Annotated in this window: 15 protein-coding genes and 2 pseudogenes; 7 read left to right on the forward strand and 10 right to left on the reverse strand. The window is 35.9% G+C overall.

The features are described 5' to 3' along the window. Nucleotides 1-169: 169 nt before the first annotated feature. The 5 genes from IGJ27_RS10875 to spxA all read right to left on the reverse strand — a co-directional run bounded on the left by IGJ27_RS10875 (nt 170) and on the right by spxA (nt 5,651). Complete coding sequence (locus tag IGJ27_RS10875) at nt 170-637, reverse strand: DUF4809 family protein (RefSeq protein WP_010720861.1); 468 nt, start codon at nt 635-637, stop codon at nt 170-172. A gap of 542 nt (nt 638-1,179) precedes the next feature. Then, entirely contained in the window at nt 1,180-2,994 is a 1,815-nt protein-coding gene (gene pepF / locus IGJ27_RS10880; RefSeq protein ID WP_178306388.1) for an oligoendopeptidase F, read from the reverse strand. A 123-nt stretch (nt 2,995-3,117) separates the two neighbouring features. Then, on the reverse strand, nt 3,118-4,113 hold the full coding sequence (locus IGJ27_RS10885; protein WP_178306387.1) for a competence protein CoiA: 996 nt from the start codon (nt 4,111-4,113) through the stop codon (nt 3,118-3,120). A gap of 101 nt (nt 4,114-4,214) precedes the next feature. Beyond that, complete coding sequence (locus tag IGJ27_RS10890) at nt 4,215-4,862, reverse strand: adaptor protein MecA (RefSeq protein WP_010720865.1); 648 nt, start codon at nt 4,860-4,862, stop codon at nt 4,215-4,217. A gap of 390 nt (nt 4,863-5,252) precedes the next feature. After that, complete coding sequence (gene spxA, locus IGJ27_RS10895) at nt 5,253-5,651, reverse strand: transcriptional regulator SpxA (RefSeq protein ID WP_002296384.1); 399 nt, start codon at nt 5,649-5,651, stop codon at nt 5,253-5,255. A 778-nt stretch (nt 5,652-6,429) separates the two neighbouring features. Here spxA and IGJ27_RS10900 point away from each other — a divergent pair. Further along, nucleotides 6,430-7,137 (forward strand): HAD family hydrolase, encoded by a 708-nt coding sequence (locus tag IGJ27_RS10900; protein ID WP_010720866.1) that lies wholly within the window; start codon nt 6,430-6,432, stop codon nt 7,135-7,137. A 119-nt stretch (nt 7,138-7,256) separates the two neighbouring features. Here the strand turns inward: IGJ27_RS10900 and IGJ27_RS10905 are convergent, their stop codons facing one another. The 4 genes from IGJ27_RS10905 to IGJ27_RS10920 form a co-directional block, all read right to left on the reverse strand. Beyond that, complete coding sequence (locus tag IGJ27_RS10905) at nt 7,257-10,451, reverse strand: DEAD/DEAH box helicase (RefSeq protein WP_178306386.1); 3,195 nt, start codon at nt 10,449-10,451, stop codon at nt 7,257-7,259. 15 nt (nt 10,452-10,466) lie between these two features. Further along, complete coding sequence (locus tag IGJ27_RS10910; protein WP_178306385.1) at nt 10,467-13,601, reverse strand: SbcC/MukB-like Walker B domain-containing protein; 3,135 nt, start codon at nt 13,599-13,601, stop codon at nt 10,467-10,469. Continuing rightward, complete coding sequence (locus IGJ27_RS10915; RefSeq protein ID WP_010737095.1) at nt 13,601-14,728, reverse strand: exonuclease SbcCD subunit D; 1,128 nt, start codon at nt 14,726-14,728, stop codon at nt 13,601-13,603. The genes IGJ27_RS10910 and IGJ27_RS10915 overlap by 1 nt, the downstream gene beginning before the upstream one ends. 200 nt (nt 14,729-14,928) lie before the next feature. Then, nucleotides 14,929-15,555 carry a lysophospholipid acyltransferase family protein gene (locus IGJ27_RS10920; RefSeq protein ID WP_010720870.1) on the reverse strand — a complete coding sequence of 209 codons (627 nt, stop codon included), beginning with the start codon at nt 15,553-15,555 and terminating at the stop codon, nt 14,929-14,931. 128 nt (nt 15,556-15,683) lie between these two features. Here IGJ27_RS10920 and IGJ27_RS10925 point away from each other — a divergent pair, with 128 nt between their 5' ends. The 6 genes and pseudogenes from IGJ27_RS10925 to IGJ27_RS10950 all read left to right on the forward strand — a co-directional run. Continuing rightward, on the forward strand, nt 15,684-16,418 hold the full coding sequence (locus IGJ27_RS10925; RefSeq protein WP_010737094.1) for a tRNA1(Val) (adenine(37)-N6)-methyltransferase: 735 nt from the start codon (nt 15,684-15,686) through the stop codon (nt 16,416-16,418). Then, the gene (locus tag IGJ27_RS10930; RefSeq protein ID WP_010737093.1) at nt 16,408-16,689 is read left to right on the forward strand and encodes a GIY-YIG nuclease family protein; all 282 of its coding nucleotides are present in this window, start codon (nt 16,408-16,410) and stop codon (nt 16,687-16,689) included. Before IGJ27_RS10925 ends, IGJ27_RS10930 begins: the two co-directional genes overlap by 11 nt. A 227-nt stretch (nt 16,690-16,916) precedes the next feature. After that, nucleotides 16,917-17,024 (forward strand): annotated as a pseudogene (locus tag IGJ27_RS10935) (transposase); the annotation flags it as partial. 268 nt (nt 17,025-17,292) lie between these two features. After that, nucleotides 17,293-17,682, forward strand: a complete 390-nt coding sequence (locus IGJ27_RS10940; RefSeq protein ID WP_096708731.1) for a hypothetical protein — start codon at nt 17,293-17,295, stop codon at nt 17,680-17,682. A gap of 46 nt (nt 17,683-17,728) precedes the next feature. After that, complete coding sequence (locus IGJ27_RS10945) at nt 17,729-18,007, forward strand: hypothetical protein (protein ID WP_081128426.1); 279 nt, start codon at nt 17,729-17,731, stop codon at nt 18,005-18,007. Nucleotides 18,008-18,025: 18 nt separating this feature from the next. Further along, nucleotides 18,026-18,292, forward strand: a pseudogene (locus IGJ27_RS10950) (transposase); the annotation flags it as partial. 113 nt (nt 18,293-18,405) lie between these two features. Here IGJ27_RS10950 and IGJ27_RS10955 read toward each other — a convergent pair. Further along, nucleotides 18,406-20,352: an acyltransferase family protein gene (locus IGJ27_RS10955; RefSeq protein WP_010720873.1), complete on the reverse strand. Its 1,947-nt coding sequence runs from the start codon at nt 20,350-20,352 to the stop codon at nt 18,406-18,408. Nucleotides 20,353-20,505 lie beyond the last annotated feature (153 nt).

The raw sequence follows: 20,505 nt of genomic DNA on the forward strand, positions 1-20,505 counted from the left end.
CAAAATTAAGATCGTCACTTTTCAAAAAAACAAATAAACATGAAATGCTACCTGAAAATAAGTGTCAAAATAAAGACCGACCGTCAAAAGTTCATTTAAACAACTTTTGGCGGTCGGTCTTTTTGCAGCTAATTTTCTCACCATATCCATTTCAATAAAACATCTACTATTATTGAAATAAATACGCATGATCCGTTTGATCTTCGATTCGTTTTTGCCATTCAGGATCATGTTTTGGTACAGTGGCTATTTCTTTAAATTTGTATGGTCCTAATTCAAAAAACTGTTGAAGGATCTGATTCACTTGCTCAAATAAAGCTGGACGCTCCATCCTATTTTTGACGGTCAGTTGCTGATCAGCTGTACAAAAAGTCACATTCCCTAATTCTTCAGAAACATTGATCGTCTTGCCCGCTCTACTCAACTGGCGAACTTCTCCTAACATTTCATAGATGTCCTCACCTTCATATCCTTCTAGTAGTGCTAGACTATCAACTAACGAACCCACAGTCAAATCAGCGATGATTGCTGTTTTCGTTCCTAATTGCAGCGAATAGATCGCAGCATCTACGATACCACAGGCATTACAACCACCTTCTGTTAACTCACTTTTTCTAGTGATTTGTACTTCCATCATTTCTGGGACACCTTCTTCCTATTATAGCTCTGTTTTTTATTCTTCGCGTTCTTTGCTCTTCTTTTCTTCATTTCCAAGCGAGCAGCTTCTCGCAGACAACGTACATGACAATTGACATAAGTTAACACTACTTCATCTGACTCTTGTTCAAATCCCCAAAAAGACATATTCATCCTTCCATTTCTTTTTTGAATGTGTATGGTACAAAAATATTGTGCAACTTCTCTGACAATAAGAAAAATTTCGGCTTATTTCATAGAGTTGACACTTGAATACCATCTATGTATTTTTAGAAGTATTGATAGGCATCCCCAACATCTATCAGACAAATTATTTTCTATAGCATAAGAAAAAATAAAATTTACGTCAATATAAACAAGCAACTATAAAAAAATAAAATGCTCTTATTTATTTTAATTATGAGGTAAATAACTAAAACCCACAGAAATCCACATAGGACTTTTGTGGGTTTCAGCTATTTAGATCAGATAAAAGAAACAGAAGCTATCTCTTGATAATCAACGCATGCTTGTCTCGAACACTTATGACAATTTTTCAACTAGTTCCTCTAATTCATTTAATCGTTGTTCAAACTTAGTCATAGCTGATTCGATATAATCAGCTTTTGTCATGTCGACGCCTGCTTTTTTCATGACTTCAACTGGGTAATCACTATTTCCTGATTTCAAATAAGTAAGGTATTTTTCTAGAGCATCTGGCTCTTGACCCCAAATTTTCTGCGCCAAAGCAGAGGCAGCTGAAAATCCTGTTGCATATTGATAAACATAATAATTATAGTAGAAATGTGGGATACGAGACCATTCATATTTGATTTCCGGATCTTTTTCTACCGCTGATCCATAATATTTGGCATTCAATTCCCCATAACTGTCGCTTAGATATTCACTGGTCAAAGGTACACCTTTGGCATCTTCTTCATGCATGAAATGCTCAAATTCTGCAAATTGTGTTTGTCTGAAAATCGTTCCTTTGAATCCATCAAGATAATGATTCAAGACATATGCACGAACACGTGGATCTTGTTCAGTTTCAAGCAAGTATTCTGTCAAAATATTTTCATTAGTTGTTGAAGCAATCTCTGCTAAGAAAATGGAATAATCACCGTAAACAAACGGTTGATTTGAACGAGTAAAGTAACTATGCACACTATGTCCCATTTCATGTACGAGCGTAAATAATTGATCCAACGTATCATGCCAGTTCATTAAAATATAAGGATTGGTATCATAGCTTCCTGAAGAATAAGCGCCACTTCGTTTCCCTTTATTTTCGACCACATCGATCCAACGGTCAGCAAAAGCTTTTTCTACCACTGACAGATATTCTTCCCCCATTGGTGCCAAAGCTTCCAAAGCTTTCTGTTTCGCTTCTTCGTAAGTGAACTTGATAGGAGCTTCTCCTAATACTGGTGTATATAGATCATACATATGCAGTTTTTCTACATTTAAAAGACGTTTGCGTAATTCCATATAGCGATGCAATAGCGGAAGATTTTTATTGACTACTTCAATCAATGTATCATAAACACTTTCTGGGATATGATTGTTGCTCAAAGAAGCTTCTCTAGCAGAATGATAGTGGCGAATTTTTGCTTTGTAATTGTGCCCTTTGATATGGGTACTCAAAGTTGAAGCAAACGTATTTTTAAATTGATCATAGACACTATAAAGCCCTTTGAATGCAGCTTCTCTAACTGTACGATCTGTGCTTTCCATCAATTGACCATAGACACCATGAGAAAGCTGGATTTTTTTCCCATCTTCTCCCACGATCGTAGGAAACTCTAGATCGGCATTGTTTAAAACAGCAAATGTATCACTGGAAGCGCCAAAAATTTCTCCTGCTCCAGCTAGTAATGATTCTTGTTCTGCAGATAATATATGCGCACGATTGTCCACCATTTGTTTTACGTAATGACGATACAGTTCTAACTTCGGCTCTTGCTCAAAATACTGCCAAATCTGCTCATCCGAAAGTTGAAGGACTTCTGGTTCATACCAAGAGACTGCTTCACTTACTTTAGAAAATAAACTTCCTGCTCTCGCATATAACGCTTGATAAGTCGTATTTGCTGTATCTTGGTCATTTTTTAAATGAGCATAGACATAAATGAGTTCCACTTTTCGGTAAACATCTAAAACAAATTCAAGCGCATTCAGAAATTCTGTCGCACCCTTTGCTAATGTTCCTTTATATTGATCGGAATTTTTTAATTCTTCTGTTAATTCTTGGTATTTTTCATCAAATTCTTGATCGCTAGAAAAGATTTTGGTGAGATCCCAAGTCAGTTCTTCAGGCAATTCTTCTCGTTTTGGTAATTGGGTCGTTTCACTCATTTAATACACTCCTTTATTGTTTTCACTCTTTTTTTCTAATTCATATTGAAAATAGAAAAATGAATAAGCCTACTAAAATCAGCTACTCTTAATTAGTGTATCATAATTTATTTCTGTTTGACATCAAGAATATCTCCTCACACTCCTGGTAAAGTAATCGGAAAATCTTTTTCTTATCAACCACTGGATAAAGCCAAGTTGTTTTATTTGGTTCAATTTTTTGGAGCCAATTGAGATACTTCCATTGTTTGCTTCTGCCTGCTTGTTCACTGATGATTTCTTCAAATAAAAGACGATAAAAGAAAACTTTTTCTTGAAAATAAAAAAAAATCGACTTTCTGCGTACATCCACGGAGATAAATAAAGTAAATGTTTTTTTCTAAGATAGAATTGTTTTTGTAAATGAACGTATTTAGACTGACGATAGTATAACTTTTTTTGTAACCATTTTTGACAGCCAACATTAGTAAAAACTTTTTGCCGATTTTGATTCTCCCACTGTTTTTCTAATAGACTTACAGGAGATTCACTAAAGAAAGGCCAGCTGATTGTTTCATAGGTTACTGTTCCAGAAAATAATTCTGCCAAATGATAAAACAAATATAATCTTTTTTCCAGCCAATCGATTTTCCATAAATGAGTACCCATGGTGTCATTGTACATACAAAAGTACTTTTCTCTCGTTTTTAAACGATCATTTTTGAAAAAAGCAGAGCCTAAGATCCACCAAACACGATAGTTTTTGCTTAGATATCCTTTTGTTCGTTCTTTCATCCGTTCATAAGCGAGAACTGAACACTGAATTTCTATGGCTAGATCCCCGCAAAGGATATCTGGTCTTTGTCGAAGGGCTGGTAAATAGGCTTCTAAGACAGGCGGATGAGTAACAAATTGTCTACACCACTCAAAAAAATATTTTTTGAGTTGGAGATGCTCCGTTGTTTCTTTCTCACTAAAACCAAAACAATCCTGTAAATTTTTGTGAGCAAAATGTGCTGTTTTTTGCTGCCCAGTTTTTAATATCACTGGTTCCTTACAAGCTGGGCAGAAAAGACTTTGCCGTTTCGTACATGTTGTAGCCAGAAATCTTTTTCCATGTTTATCGATTGCAACCATCATAAATTAGCTGCCCCCCTTCTAAAAGAAAATACGTCAAAAAAAAGAACCTGATCATTTTCATTGATCAGATTCTTCAAATTGTTTCTTTGATTATTTGCTGCTTAAGCAAAATAAAATTTTGTACGTTCCAAAGCATTTCGTTCCATAAGTAATTGCGCATATTCGTTCAATGTTTCAATGGTCCGATCGCTTCTTTCTGCAAACTCTAAAATTCGAGCTACTTCATTAGCGACATCTGTTTGGTTTAAATCTTCCATCCAAAAATGTACGGCTAAATAGTAGATACCATCTAGTAAATACAAATCTGTCCAGGCTGATTCCAACTCGACATCATTGGCTAGTTGAATCATTTGTTCAAAGTCTTCAAAAGCAAAAATCGCTTGGTGTTCTGTTTCATCGGAAATGCGTTCAGTCGTTTCTTCTTCATTATTTAAGATTTGTTGCTGGATAAATTCAGTTACATCATCAGAATCTAAAGAGTCTTCGTCTTCTTGGAGCATTTCTTCATTCGGTAAGTTTTTACTAATAAAAAGTTCTAACCCGTCTCCTTTAGGAAGCACTTGAAATGTAACAGCTTCGCTACTGCGGAACTCATCTTCAATATCAACTTCTTCTAAAATACTGTAGAAAAAATTTTCGATCTCTCTATGGTTACCAAGCAAGTCTAAAAATGAGACGCCTCGCTCTTCTAAATCTTCATGACCGATCATTACTCGGATCGTATTTTCATTAATATGTTCCATTTCCATCTGGCTACACCTCACTTTTCCACAACTATCAATATAACTTCATTGTAGCGAAATAAGCTTAAATGTAAAGAAAAAAAATTACCATTTAAAATCAAAATAAGTTTTTAATTTAACCTTGACATCATTTTTTTCACTTAGCTAAACGTAAAAAAGAGCTTAGGACAAAAAGCCACTCCTAATGCGAGAACGAATAAACGGCATTCAAAAAGTAATCCTTAACAATAAATCGAATTTTTGATACCAAGTATTTTGGTCTTCTCAAATCTCGCTACCACCCAAAGAGTAAAATTCCTTTGCATGTTACATCTAGTTATATGTACTTTCTATTCTGGTAAAAAAAAAAACTTAGAAAAACTACAAAAATAGTTTTTCTAAGTTAACGTTTATTTTCTATAATCCAGCCATTAATTGTGCTTGACGCAATTCCAATTGACGTACATCACGTGGTAAGAAACGACGGATTTCATCTTCATTGAAACCAACTTGTAGGCGTTTGTCATCGATCATAATCGGACGACGCAACAATCCAGGGTTATTTTGAACGAGTTCTAACAGTTCTTGCAATGGTAAATCATCAAGATCCATGTTTAGTTTTTGGAAAACTTTTGAACGTGTTGAAATAATTTCTTCTGTGCCATCTTCAGTCATTTGTAAGATTGCCTTTAATTCTGAACTATTTAATGGTTCAGAAAAGATATTTCGTTCAACAAATGGAATTTGATGTTCTTGTAACCACGCACGGGCCTTTCTACAGGAAGTACAACTTGGGGAAGTATATAGTGTTAACAACGTGCACCACTCCTTTTCATGACTAATGTCACTTTTTTGTAACAGAAGATCATTATAATCTTCCATCTGTTTCTATTATACATAATCAACTTTTAAATAGCTAGCTTTTTTCATAATATTTTATCAAAAAAATGAAAGTTATCTAAGATTTATATTCCGTAAAACCAACACTTTACGTTTAGTTAGCAATTAAAAAATGAGAGTTTTCAAATTTAATTCAAATATAACCTGCCATTGAAACAGGCTTTAAAGTTGTACTATTATTTTATTACTCACCCCACAAAAAAACGGTTTCTTTGAAAAAATTATGTTTTTTATTTCTGTCTGCTTTATTTTGTTTGCTATTACAACAGTCCTTTTAATTGAACCTAACCCTTATTTTGTCCGCTAATTAAGCACCCTTTTATATTACAATGGTTATAAAATGAAAATCACTACAAAACGCCTTATCGTCATCACTAAGTGTTATTTTATATTTTAATCATTTTCGTTTTTCTGTATTAAAAAAAACATTCTTTATCAAGTAAAATAGGATTATTCTATTAAAATTAGTCAGAATTTCGTTTCATTGAGGATTAATTTATTCATCAGATAATCAAATGATATTCAATTTTACTATTTTAGTGAAAAAAACTGAAACTTAAAAAGCTTATTCTGTCAAGAAAAGCGAAATATAGTAATAAAAACCTTTATTTAACAACGTTTTAACCGGTATTTTTCTGATACAATAGTCGAGGATTTATGAAAAAAATGATGAAAACCGAAAGGCGTGTAGAATTTGATTAAGTCAGTTGTTTTTGACGTTGATGATACGATGTACGATCAACAACAGCCATTTAGAAATGCGGTAAAAAAAGTAGTGCCGCTTGTTTCAGATATAGATATGGGACCATTATATCTCCGGTTCCGTCATCACAGTGATGAAAATTTCCCTAAAGTGATGGCAGGAAAATGGACCTTGGAGTATATGCGTGCACATCGAATCAGCCAATCACTAAAAGACTTAGATTATCCACATATTACTGAAGAAGAAGGTCTTTATTTCCAACAAGTTTATGAAGAAGAATTAGATAATATCTGTCTTCATGAGGAAGTAAAGAAAACATTGGACTTCTTGACTGAAATGAATATCCCTCTCGGAATCATTACCAATGGTCCCACCGATCATCAAACAAAAAAATTGAATCAACTTCAATTAGCAAACTGGATTCCTTCACAGCATATGATCGTTTCGCAAGCAACAGGATTTCAGAAACCAGAAAAAGAGATTTTTCAACTTGCTGAAGAACGTTTCAATCTAACTGCAGAAGAAACTCTATATGTAGGCGATAACTACGACAATGACGTATTAGGTGCTAAAAGAGCTGGTTGGCAAGCGCTTTGGTTTAACCATCGTGAACGAAAAGTTGATGGTCCATTGAACTGTGACATCGAAATCACCTCATTTGATCAATTATTAGAAACGATGAAAGTAATTTTCAGCTAAAGCATCCATGCACAGCTCCTAGCAAAACAAATAACTAAAAAACTCTCGAAACATAATCTTGTTTCGAGAGTTTTTTATTATTGAGTCTTAAGATTTAATTATTTTTTGTTTCAAAATTTTTAGTCTTCCAGGTCTCCGACACTCAGAATCATCCGGATATCATCTTCCGTTAATTTGGTTAATTGGTCTTCATTTCCTTGGATGACTTTTTGGAATAACTCTCTTTTTTCTTGTTGTAACGAATCCATCCGCTCTTCAATCGTTCCTTCTGCAATCATGCGCCAAACTTCGACCACATTTTTTTGTCCGATACGGTGCGCACGTCCTGCCGCTTGTTCTTCAATGGCTGGATTCCACCATAAATCATACAGAATTACCGTGTCTGCTCCCGTTAAGTTGAGTCCGGTTCCGCCAGCTTTCAATGAAATCAAAAAGACATCTCGTTCTCCTTCATTGAATGCATCTACCATCGTTAAACGATCTTGCGGTTTGGTGCTTCCTCTTAAGTAAAAAGTAGAAATTCCTAATTCTGCTAGTTCTTCTTGTAAGATGGTCAACATACCTGTAAATTGAGAAAACAACAGAACCCGCCGATTGTTTTCTTTGGCTGCGACCAGTAGATCTTTGACTTGTTCTAGCTTTCCTGAGCCACCTTCATAATTCTCCAAGAATAATCTTGGATCACAGCAAATTTGGCGTAATCGTGTCAAACCAGCTAGAATACCGATGCGATTCTTTTTAAAAGCTTCTGAGTCCATAGTAGAAATCTCTTCTCGCATCTGACGTAAATAAGCCAAGTACACGGTTTTTTGCTCTTCTGTCAATGCAGAATAAAGATTCATCTCGGTTTTTTCTGGCAGATCGCTTAACACGGTTTGCTTATCCCTTCGTAACACAAATGGACGAATCATTCGGGCAATTTCTTCAGGTGCCAGCTCTCTAAAGCGGGTCTTATTCGGGAAAAATCCCGGCATAATCGTCGCAAAGAGCGACCATAGTTCTTCTAAATTATTCTCAATTGGCGTCCCGCTTAAGGCAAAACGTTGCGGTACGCTTAATTCTCGTAGCGCTTGAGCTGTTTTAGTACTACTATTTTTAACCATCTGAGCCTCATCAAGGATCAAATAATTAATCGCATGTTTTTGATAATCTGCTAAATCTTGTCTTAAACTAGCATAAGAAGTGACTCTGATATCTGCCTTACGAGCTAATAGTTCTTCTCGTTCCTTTTTATTCCCGTTGATTACTTGGATGCTCAAAGAAGGAGCAAATTTTTTCACTTCTGCTTGCCAGTTATAGATCAAACTAGCAGGAGCGACGATCAAAGCAGAGAGTTCGCCTTTTTCTTCTTTTTCTGAAAGCAAATAGGCAATTGTCTGAAGGGTTTTTCCTAGACCCATTTCATCTGCTAAAATTCCGCCAAACTGGTAATTTCCCAGCATTTTCAACCATCGAAATCCTTGTTTTTGGTAATCACGCAATTCAGCTTGTAGACCTGCTGGCAAGGATACTTGATATTGTTCAGGTTGTATTAGATCTTGGATCATTTTTTGATAGGAGTCACCAAAAGTTGCTGAACTTCCTGCTAACTTATCTTGAATGATCAATCCTTGGTTTTTAGGCACATGGATCGTTCCAGATTCTGAACGGATCGATTCACGGAATTGTTGCAAGATTTGGCTTGTTTGCTGAAACTCTTCGGAATCAAAGGACAGTACTTGCCCATTTTCTAACGTATAGAAAGCATCATTTCGCAACAAACTTTGTAAGACCTGATTGATTTCTTGTTCCTCAATCCCAGTCACATCAAAACGAATATCTAACCATGAACTGGTTTCTTCCACTTCGATCTTCGGTTGATGTCGATGTGCATCTAAATACAATTCCCGAAGTTTTTTCCCAAGGCGGACCTCACCAAACTGACGAAAAACGGCTAACTCCGTACGGAAAAAAGTATACAACTCTTCTCCTGTTGGCAATAAACGTTCATAGCCTGTATCATTTCGTTGGTAGCGATACATTTTGAACAAGTCTAATACACGTTGTTCTTGGGCTTTGTCTCTTAACACTTCAGAAGCATTTTCAGCAATAACTTCATGTTTTTTATCTGTTGAAAAAACGACTTCATCATAGACAAAATCAACACGAGCCTGGATCTTGCCTTTCGATTTTCTAAAGAAGAAAATAAATTCCACTGGCACGTCAGCAACTTCTGCTTTCACTTCATCCGCTATGCTGACTTGACCAATTTCAGATAGCAATGGAATGATTTCTTTGAATAATGAGGATAGTTCTTGCTTAAGAAACAATACTTCGGGTTTCTCAAATCTTCTCATAAGCTGTTTCCAAGTTAAATAGACTGCTTGTTGACGTTTTGTTAATGAATAAAAAGTTCCTTGGATCATTCCCCATTGATAATGAGTAAAGAACAACTCAAAGTCATTCAGTGCGCTTAATTGATAGGCCTCTTCTTTTTTTGTTACTTCAAATTCTAAGGAAGGCTCATTATCAGAAAATCGAACCCCTTGATAATTCACTTCTCCGATCTTCATTTGGAGTTTTGTCGTTTGGTTCATCTGTTCTAACAATGTTTTTGCTTGTTCGATCGGTAATAACAAATAACGTTTATCTAATTTCCCTTTGACTTGTAGGCCGTTTGCACCTAAAAGAAGTTGCGTTTGGGCACACTCAGCTAACGTTTTTAAGATTACTTGATCTTCTCCTTGAAAAGCTCGTTGATCTAGATGGAACTGGTATTGTTTATTCACAGTGTAACGTTCATTTTCCATATAGGAATGTAAAAAATCAAAAATGTTTTTAACGATATACGTTTTCTTTGGCTGATCTAAATAGCCAATCCGCAAATAAACGGCTAAAATAGCTAATTCCGGATGATAATGATTGGTCTCAATCGTTTCTACTTGATATTCCACAATTAATGGTTGCATCCGTGGTGAATGGTTTTTGACAGTTAATCTTGAAAAACCTTTCGTTAAAATCTCACCTTCGCTACTTTTTTTGACGGGTTCTAACGCTGGTTGATCTGCCTTGATTATTCGTGAAAGATTCTTAGAACGCAAGTATAGTTCCACTGCCACTGTATGCTTACAATAATGATGTTCTTCCCAATAAGGGCATTGGCAGAAATCGACTTCTTTGGCTGTCCCATCTAAATCGACCATATACAATTCGCTGCCTAAAACTTCCGCATGCCAAACTTTTTCTTCTTGGTCAGGGACAACCGATAATACCCGTCCTTCTTGCAGATATTGACGTCCTCTTGCAATGACTTTTTCTGGAATGCTCCATTTCATCAGTTAATCCCCCTCTTATCCAAGATGATAGCGTACTTTACTTTGTCCGCTACCTTCTGTTTCGATTCTGATTTGTTGTACTACTCGTTCTTTTAATTCTCTCACATGGCTGATGATCCCGATCATACGGCCTTCACTTTCAATTGTTTCTAATGCTTCAATCGCCATTTCAAGTGCTTCTTCATCTAACGATCCAAATCCTTCATCAATGAATAACGCTTCGATCAACACACCACCGGCTTGTGTCTGGATCACTTCAGCTAAAGCCAACGCTAAGGATAAAGCTGCAATAAAACTTTCACCACCAGATAGCGTATGAGCCCCACGTGTCAGACCTGCTTCATCATCATAGATATTGATCTCCAACCCTGTTTTCCCACGGTAACTTCCCACTTCATCTGCAAGCTCAAATTGGTAACGATTTTTCGTCAGACGTTGCAATCGCACATTTGCCACTTGTAGTACTTCTTGTAAATACACTTGTAGTACGTATCTTTCCAAGCTGGTTTTTCTAGGGTTTTCCCCATTCATCGTTTGCGATAATTGTTGTAGTTGGATCAATTCATCTAATTGTTCTTGACTCGCTTGATAAATCGAAGAAAATTCTTCGATGATTTGCTGATTCTGCTGTTCTTGCTCTTGCAAGTGATAACAATGTTCCTGTTGTGTTTGAACCGCAGCTTTTAGCTCATCTAGTTGTTGCTCCAATTGTTCTAAATCAGGAAGTGTTTCAGCTAAAGCAAAATGGTTCAACTGGCTTAAGCGGTCTTCAACGATTAATCGTTCTTTCTCATATTCGTTGACCAGTTGACTCTTCTCTTGGTATTCAACTGTTTGTTTAGCAAATGTCAATACCTCATCTGCTTCTTTAAAGTAAGCTTGCTCTTTTATTTTTGCTGAAATTTGCTCTTGGATACGCTGAATTTTATTTTCAATTTTTGCCTGTTGCTCATGAATATTAGCCATTTGCGCTTTTAACAAACTGATTTCTTGAGAAAAACGAAGTTCTTTTGTTTTTTCTTCTGCTAACCATTGGGCTTTCATCGCAACATTTTCTTCTAATTGGTTGACATCCTCAATCAAAGTCTGAGTATTTTGTCCTTCTAACTGTTTCGTCAAGGTAACAAGCTCCCCTTGTACTTGTTGGAGCTCTTCTTTGTTTTGGCTGATTTGTTCGGTGATCTTCTTTCGCTGATCTTCTATAAGACTTAAACGTTCAGTTAGTGTTTGAGTAGCGATTTTTGCCTGTGTGATGGCCTCTGCACGCGACGCCAAATCATGCTGGATTTTTTCTAAGGATACAAGAGGATCATCTCCTATGGCAAATTTAAACGATTGCTGGATCAAATGTTGTAATCGTTCTTTGCTTTTTTGGATCTCTACTTGTTTTTCTGTTCCGAAGTTTTCCAAGTCAGCTATTTTTTGTTCTATTTGTGCTTTTTCTGCTTCACTACGTCCTATTTCTTGATTGATTTGTTCAAGATTTGTTTCTGCCTCGGCTAAGTTTGCTTCCAGTTGGACAAATTCTTCTTGATTAGGCAATACATGCTCATTTTGTTGTTTAGGATGCTCCGTTGACCCACAAACTGGACAAGGTTGCCCCGGTAATAATAGCAATTGCAACTTCGCAATTTGTTGGCTTGCCCATTGACTCTTTAAAAGATCAACTTGATTATTTTGTTTGCTTAACATTACTTGTTGAGCTTGGAGTTGCGTGATCAGTTCGGACAACTTGGTTTGATTCACTTTTAACTGTTCTGTATTCTGGTGATTTTCTGTAAGGATAGTTTGGTACTTTTCTTGCTCATGCCGAAGTTGTTCGTAACACAATTGATCACTGTGCAAGCGATCTTGGTCAAGCAGCTGTTCGGCTAGTCTTTGTTCTTCTTCTTTTAACTGGACTTGTTCTTGAAGAATTTTTTGTTCTTTTTCTTCTGCTTTTTTCTTAGCCTTTTGTAACTCTTCACTTTCATTTTGCTTTTTTTGCCATTCTTCCGCAATTGGGATCAATGACTTCATGACTTGCAAACGATTCGTTGCATGTTCCATTTCTTGTTGGGCATTTTTTCTTTCAGGTTCATCTTTATGCCACTGTGCATACGCTTGTTCTTGTTGAACGAATGTTTCAGAACAAGTCTGTTCTTTATCAATCAGTTCTGCTTGTTCTTTCTGGTATTCTTGGCTTCGTGTCAACGTATCGACCAGTCGTTCAGCAAATTCATAATGAGTAATCCATTGTTTTATTTCATTGATTTCACTTTCTTGCTGGATCAATTCTGCATATTTTTGCTCTAATTTTTGCTTTTCTTCCTGACGTGTTTGCAATGTTTGCGAATGATAATAGGTATCTTCTAATTGCTTTTGTTGTTCTTGTAAATGAACCAGTTTATTTTTTTCTTGGAGAAGTCTTTCTTGTAATGTTGTTTGCTCTGCCTGCCAATAAGTGAATAACGCATCAAAACTTAAGGTTTCAGGAACCGTTCCTGTGTCCAAAGGGATAAACCGTTTTTGCAGCAAACTCAATTCTTGCTCAAGATGATCTAATTTTTTTTGATGTTCTTTGGCTTTTTCTTTCAATTGTTCATTAAGTTGTTGGAAAAATTGCGTACCAAACAAATTACGTAAGACAATTTCTTTCTCACTACTTGATGAAATTAAAAAATTACGAAATTCTCCTTGAGGTAGTAAAACGATCTGAGAAAACTGTTTCGCATCCAGATTCATTAATTCTTTGATTAATTGATCCACTTCACTACGTTTCGTGTATTGGCGCATTTCTTTGCCCGCTTCATCAAAGATCGTCAAAGAAACCTTTGCTGCTTGCTTTCGATTGCCTTCACCTTTACGTTTGGCCAAGAGTTGTTCTGGCTTACGTTCAATCTCATAATTCAGTCGCTGATGCTCAAATGAAAAAAAGACACACGTTTCTTCTTCAGGCGTAGCAAAAAGAGACCGCATTTCTTTACCAGTCCTGATTCTGCCAGAAGTTTCACCAAACAATGCATAAGTCATTCCATCAAAAAGAGTCGTTTTTCCTGCACCTGTTTTTCCAGTAATCAAAAATAGTGGTGCTTCGGTCAATTTCGCAAAATCAATTGTCTCGTCAATAAAAGGACCAAAATTTTTTAGTCGTAATTTCTTGGGTTTCATTACTGATCATTCCTGTCCGTGAGTTCTTGTAGCGTTTCTTTTAACCAGATTTCCTGCTTGTTCGTCAACTGTTCCTTGGTCATTTCTTTGAAAAAGCCTTGTGCGATCTTATGTGGATCCTTTGTCATCATCTTTTTTTGTTTTCCCTGTTTCAGTTCTACTCGACCGTTTGAACGTTCCACACCAAGTATCCGTGGATAGATTTTTCTTAATTGATTCATCATGTTAGGGATAATTGTTCGATCTTCCAAATAAATTTGGAGATAATTTTCACGATTGATCGTCTGATAAAAATCTGGATTCAACAGCTCTTTAAAACTTGCTGTTATTTCTTCAATATCATATAACGGGGTCAGTTCTCGAAAATTCAAAGAGACGTCCTCTTCTAAATCTACGATCCAAACACCTTTTTTTTGATTGATTTCTGACAATGAAAATTTTAAAGGCGACCCACTGTAACGGGCATTTTTTTGATTCAATGCTGCTTGATTGTGGAGGTGTCCTAATGCGACATAATCAAATGGTTCAAGTAAATCTCCTGGAACAGCATCTAATCCGCCTACTTCAATTTTGGTTTCTGAATCTGATTTCATACTCCCGGTCACAAAAAAGTGACTCACTAATACTTGTTTTTTCGTTGAGTCAAACTGCGTTTTCATTTTCTCAATGACTTTTTCCATTGCTTGTTGAATGGTGCGTATCTGCTCATCTTCAAAATATATCCTCGCTGAGATTGGTTCAAAATAAGGCAAAAGGAAAAATTGCGTATCCTTGAATATGATTGGTTGAAAGGCTTCTGCCAATCTAGTTTGTAAATAATAATCGGACTGACTGAACCAAGGTGTTCCTGTCGAAAGACGAATACCGCTATCATGATTTCCGGATATCGCAAAAATCGGAAATCCTTCCCGTAGATTCCATTCGACCATCAATTGATTGAACACTTCAATGGCATCCACTGACGGAACACTTCGATCATAAAGATCTCCCGCAATCACGATTGCATCAACATTTTCTTCTTTTGCAATTGCTAAGATCTGGGTTAAAACATGCTCTTGTTCCTTGATTCGATCGTATCCTTGTAGTTTTTTTCCAATATGCCAATCAGCTGTATGTAAAAAACGCATCTCATCACCTCAAAAAATGTCCTTCTAATTATTATAACACTTCCCCTCATTACATGATACCTAGGATCATTACGGACTAAAACAAATAGGCAATGAAAAAAAGTTGCTGATTCCGTATAAACATAGATAATCCCATGCTTAGAAAGAATCGCAACTTTTATCATTACCTTGCGCTTTGATTTTTATTGAAAAAGAATCATTTACTTTTTATTTTTGATTTCATATTTAAAGTCAGGATTGACTTCTTTGTCTAATTGATCGAAAGCGGCTTGTGTTCTACGTTCGATTTCTGCCATTCCTTCTTTGTCCGTTTTTTTGATATCAGACAAATCGATTGGTTCACCAAAACGCACAACCACCCGTTTTCGCTTGAATAAGTCACCCAAAGTTAATGGTCCTTGGTAGACAGCAGGAACGATTTTTGCTTTTGACATTTTAGAAATCAATGCCATTCCGCCTTTTAATTCCGTTGCATGTCTTGTTCCACTTGGGAACATAATCAAACCTAAATGAGTAGATTTTAAAATTTTAACTGGCGTTTTGATGACACTAGGTCCTGGATTTTCTCTTTTTACTGGAAACGCATGGGCATGTGTCAAAATAAAGCGTAATACTGGATTTTTGAATAATTCTTCTTTTGCCATAAAGCTAAATTCTTTAGGCGAAGCTGCTACAGCAAGATATAAAGGATCCCACCAAGTTCGATGTGGCGCTACCAAAATATAATTCTCATCTTGTGGTAAAACTTCTTTATTTTCATATCGGGCATTGCCGTTGATCACTGCTAAGATCACTCGGACTAGCCCTCTCATAAATCGATAGAACATAGTCTCTTCCTTTCTAGGTGTATGGTCATAGTATGCCTAAATTTAGGAAACTTTACAAGGTACCTTGGTTCTTTTTTATAAAAATAGTATAATACAATCACTTAGTTTTTTCATTTTGGAGGGAACCCATGCTTCACGAAGATGAACGGATCGATCAATTATATGCAAATGATATTAAAATCATTCAAAGTCCTCACGTTTTTTCTTTTTCACTAGATGCTGTTTTACTTGCTCATTTTGCACGTGTACCGAAAAAAGGACAAATCGTTGACCTCTGTGCAGGAAATGGTGCAGTCGGTCTTTTTTTGAGCAAGCGAACGAATGCGTTGATTGATGGAATCGAAATTCAACCACGTTTAGCGGATATGGCAAGACGTAGTATCCAATTAAACGAGCTAACACACCAAATGACCATCCATACGCTTGATTTAAAAGAAAGTTTATCCGTTGTTCGTCATAATTCATGTGATTTAGTCGTCTGTAATCCCCCTTATTTTAAGGGATTACCAACCAATAAAAAAAATCCAAATGAGCATTTAGCGATTGCTCGACATGAAATCCATACTACTCTTGAAGATGTGATCCAAATTTCTAGTAAATTATTAAAAACCAATGGACGCTTTGCAATGGTCCATCGCCCAGACCGCTTTTTAGAAATTATTCAGTTACTAGAAAAGCACCGTATCGCCCCTAAAAAAATTCAATTCGTTTATCCAAAAATGGGGAAAGAGGCAAATATTTTGTTGATCGAAGGAATCAAAGAAGGCAAGTTAGATGGCTTTAAAGTTGCTGCACCGTTGATCACATACATGCCTGATGGGAACTATACAAATGAAATCCGAGAAATTCTTTATGGCCAATGAGCATTATTTTTATGTCTTAGCTTGTAAGGATGGCACGTTTTATGGAGGCTATACGACAGATCTTTCAAGAAGATTAGCAGAACACAATCATGGGACAGGAGCTAAATATACCCGATTACAAAAAAGGCGCCCCGTCAAAATGATCCATGCTGAGGTGTTTGCAACTAGGAGTGACGCAACAAAAGCCGAAGCAGCCTTTAAAAAACTCACGCGCACTCAAAAAGAACGGTATTTGAAGACACAGCCCTCTCACATGTTGCCAGAACAATAATTTGGGTCAATATTACTGGGGCTGAATCGACCTTTTAAGGGAATGTACGAGAACGAAACAAAAACACAAAAATTAGTTTTTTGGCTGTTGATTGTTACCTACTTCAAACAATTGAAAAGACATCTTGAGATCCTTTCAAATGAGTTCAGCACTTATTGATAGAGGAAAATCGGCTCTATTATTTATGGGACTGATGATGTATCGAGGTTGCTTACGAAACCTTCCAGAAGAATCCCCATATAAAGACAATCAAACGTGTAGCTTACGGATTTAAATCATTTGAGAACATGAATATTAGAATCTTTTTGAGCAATCAATTAATTAACGTGAAATAACAAAAAATCCGGGTCAGAATGAGGTTTATTCTGACCCGGATTTGAATTTATACCACTCATCGGTTCTTATTGACAAAGAATTAAAATAATGTTGAGGCGTTTTATGGATTTGATGATTTTTACATAAAGTTACAACCAAAAATCAAAAATTATTAGCAGTTATGAGTTTAAAACGATACTTTGTGAAAATATCGGCAGCATTTAAAGGTAACGTGATAAATTGAAATAGGAAGTATGGTGTCAAATTAATTTAAGGAGGTGAAGAATAATGAAAAAAGTGATACTAAAAGGCTTAATTTTAACTACATACATGGTAATGACGTGTTCAATGATTATTATAGGTGAAGTTGCTTTTGCCAGTGAAAACACTATGGCTGGTACTGAAGAAGTTATAGCCGAACCCACTAATAATATACAGTATGACATGTCAGGATTAATGATACATAGTAGCGCCAGCACGCTTAATTTTTCTGAGTATGTTTATATGCAAAACAAACCACATGGATCAAGTCGTTGGATTCCAAGCTTGACAAAAATTTGGCAAGTTAAATATAAAGACGGAAAAAAATACCAAGGCTATGTGAAGTGGACGGGTAAGTATAAAAACGGCACGCATATTGGTGCATATTATCAATACACTGGCGTATTAACTTTATAGGAAAGATAAAGTTATGATTCTTATATAAACGAAAGGTGACAGTATATTGAAATTAAAAACGATTCGTTCTATTAGAATAGTCAAAGTAATACAGTTCTTACTTAGTTTTTCTTCTGTCTACTTACTAATAAAAGGATCTAAGTATGTATTTTTAATACCATTATTATTTGGTTTTCTCTTGGAACTAATACTTCCAAAAGAATATGGTGGTGGACTAGTTAAAAATAAAAAGAATGTATTTATAAATTCAGAAAAAATTTGGATTGAACCACTGATTGAAATTATACTTTTGATTTTATTTATTATTTTTTCAACTATTAATTGACCTAGGAAGAAGAAGATGTTTCATCTCAAAGATTCTATCTTATTCTTCTCCTTATTAAAAAAACTTCCAGAAGCGCTGGATGATCGCTTTCGAGCGAAACTTCAAAACCTTCTTTCTTATGAAGAAGGAATTACCAATGCGCTGATTTACCCTTACTCTAATGGAAAAATAGAAGCAAAGAATCCCCACATAAAGACAGTCAAACGTGTAGCTTACGGATTTAAATCATTTGAGAACATGAATATTAGGATCTTTTTGAGCAATCAATTAATTAACATGAAATAACAAAAAATACGGGTCAGAATGAGGTTCATTCTGACCCGTATTTGATTTTATACCACTCATCAGTCCTTATTGACAAAGAGCCGGAAAATCAAGATGTCTTATCTCTTATTCAACTATTCCGTACTACCATTTCCATTAGCAGAACTAGCTACACTACCACTATTAGTATTTGTATCATTTTGGGTTGATTCACTTGAAACAGTTTTCTTCGTTTTATCTTTCCCTAATAAAGTTTCACTTACTAAATGGATATAGTGTTTCATTCCTTCTGGATTTGGATGTACTTGGTCATCATAAAACCAATCATTGTGGCTATTACTATAATCATACCAGTCGATCAATGTAAGATTATCGTATTTTTTAGCCATTTGTGCTAACAAGGCATTCACATCGTTTTGCCAACGTTTTGTAGGAACGCGGACATTTACCCAGTAAACTTTACGATCTCCTAAGGCACTCATGATGCTATCAAATTGCGATTCAGAAAAGGCTCCATTTGTTCCTAAGCCAATCAAAACCGTATCTTTCAATAAGTTTTGTTTTTTCAGTTCTTCAATATATGGCTCACTCGCATATAATTGTCGACCAACGTCTCCATCAACAACAACTTTAGGATATAACTCCTTCAAATCAGTCGCTGCATCTAACATGACTGAGTCCCCAAATGCTGTCAATTCTAATTTCTGCGCTTTCTTTCCTTGTTTAGCTGTTAGCCCATATTTATCAAGAACTGCTTGATCAACGGTGTTGGAATTATTATCTTCATTTTTCTGGCTTTCCTCCGCCAATCTTTTACTTTCAGCAATTTGTGCTTGTAATTTTTTTTGATCCGCAGTCACTGAATTCTTAGGTGCTGTAACAAAACCAACAAGAGCGATCAACACCATCAATGTTCCCGGAATAACCCAAGGTTTTTGCTTGCTGATAATCGGCTTAGTGAACCAGCCTTTGACTACTTGAATCGTTTGTCCATAATCGAATCGTGCCAAAGGACGTTCAATGTAGCGATAAGAAAGTTCGCTAATAATCAGGATCAATGAAATCTCGATCAATGTATGAAGCAAAACATGATCCGCAATATTCGCAACTTTTGCTTCATAAAAAATCATGACTGGAAATTGATACAGATAGATGCCGTAACTTCGTTTACCGATCCAAGAAAACACGGGATTGGTTAACCATTTGTTCACACTTGCGCCTGGATGCGCTGTTACCGCAACTAAAACGACACAGAAGAGACTAACTAACAGCATGCCCCCATAATAGACAAAACTATAATGATCATCTAACAAGAAAAAGAAGAGGATCAATGCGATCAGTGAAATCAATCCGGCTAGATTCAACACCCGTTTTGCTTGCTTCGGAATATTTTTTTTCAATCGGGTACTTGGCCAGACAAAAGCCAAAGCACTTCCTAACCAAATTGAAAACAATCGCGTATCTGTTCCATAATATACTCGAGTTGGATCGCCGCCTGGCGTAAACAGGATCATCATGAGGATCGCAGAAATAAGTGATCCTCCTAGGACTGTATAAACGATCCACTTCTTTTTACGTACAAAAACCATTAACAAAACAAAAAGAATGGGCCAAACTAAGTAGTTTTGACCTTCCACCGCCAATGACCAAATATGGGTAAACGGTGATTCATTGGCAAATCGATCAAAATAAGACAAACCATTTTTTATTTGCCACCAGTTGTTGACATACAATAAACTACTAACGACTGTTCCTCGTAAGTTATTCAATAACCCTCGTTGAAATAACGTAATATAAGCAGATGCAGTGATTAGTAAAAACACTAATCCTGGATATAACCTTTTCATTCGTCGGACATAAAACTGCCAAATATTGATTTTGCCATTTTGTTCCCATTCTTGCCGTAATAAATCAGTGATCAAATAGCCTGATACAACAAAAAATATCGGGACGCCCAAATAACCACCCTTCAAACTTGTAGGGAGCAAATGGTACAAAATCACTCCTACTACTGCCAAAGAACGAATACCGTCAAAACCAGTAATGTAGCGACTATTTTTTAACCTTTTTTGTTTTTCCATTCAATATTCCAACTTTTCATAAACTTTTTTCATTTGTAATATACGTGTATTGCACAAAAATAGCAAGAAAAATTCATGTGATTTTCGCTATCATTTCTATCTTCCCATAAAACTTTGAAAAAAAGAATAACTTTTTCCGCAACTTTAATAAAA

Origin of the sequence: Enterococcus sp. DIV1726a (assembly GCF_051710985.1) — a bacterium.
In the GTDB taxonomy this organism is placed as follows: domain Bacteria; phylum Bacillota; class Bacilli; order Lactobacillales; family Enterococcaceae; genus Enterococcus_B; species Enterococcus_B hirae.

What these genes read in the sequence shown, in the direction of transcription:
- IGJ27_RS10915 (WP_010737095.1), bottom strand. Translation starts at nt 14,728, where the DNA reads ATGCGTTTTTTACATACAGCTGATTGGCATATTGGAAAAAAACTACAA.
- IGJ27_RS10920 (WP_010720870.1), bottom strand. Translation starts at nt 15,555, where the DNA reads ATGTTCTATCGATTTATGAGAGGGCTAGTCCGAGTGATCTTAGCAGTG.
- IGJ27_RS10940 (WP_096708731.1), top strand. Translation starts at nt 17,293, where the DNA reads ATGAAAAAAGTGATACTAAAAGGCTTAATTTTAACTACATACATGGTA.
- IGJ27_RS10910 (WP_178306385.1), bottom strand. Translation starts at nt 13,601, where the DNA reads ATGAAACCCAAGAAATTACGACTAAAAAATTTTGGTCCTTTTATTGAC.
- IGJ27_RS10875 (WP_010720861.1), bottom strand. Translation starts at nt 637, where the DNA reads ATGATGGAAGTACAAATCACTAGAAAAAGTGAGTTAACAGAAGGTGGT.
- IGJ27_RS10890 (WP_010720865.1), bottom strand. Translation starts at nt 4,862, where the DNA reads ATGGAAATGGAACATATTAATGAAAATACGATCCGAGTAATGATCGGT.
- IGJ27_RS10930 (WP_010737093.1), top strand. Translation starts at nt 16,408, where the DNA reads ATGGCCAATGAGCATTATTTTTATGTCTTAGCTTGTAAGGATGGCACG.
- IGJ27_RS10955 (WP_010720873.1), bottom strand. Translation starts at nt 20,352, where the DNA reads ATGGAAAAACAAAAAAGGTTAAAAAATAGTCGCTACATTACTGGTTTT.
- IGJ27_RS10905 (WP_178306386.1), bottom strand. Translation starts at nt 10,451, where the DNA reads ATGAAATGGAGCATTCCAGAAAAAGTCATTGCAAGAGGACGTCAATAT.
- IGJ27_RS10925 (WP_010737094.1), top strand. Translation starts at nt 15,684, where the DNA reads ATGCTTCACGAAGATGAACGGATCGATCAATTATATGCAAATGATATT.
- pepF (WP_178306388.1), bottom strand. Translation starts at nt 2,994, where the DNA reads ATGAGTGAAACGACCCAATTACCAAAACGAGAAGAATTGCCTGAAGAA.
- IGJ27_RS10885 (WP_178306387.1), bottom strand. Translation starts at nt 4,113, where the DNA reads ATGATGGTTGCAATCGATAAACATGGAAAAAGATTTCTGGCTACAACA.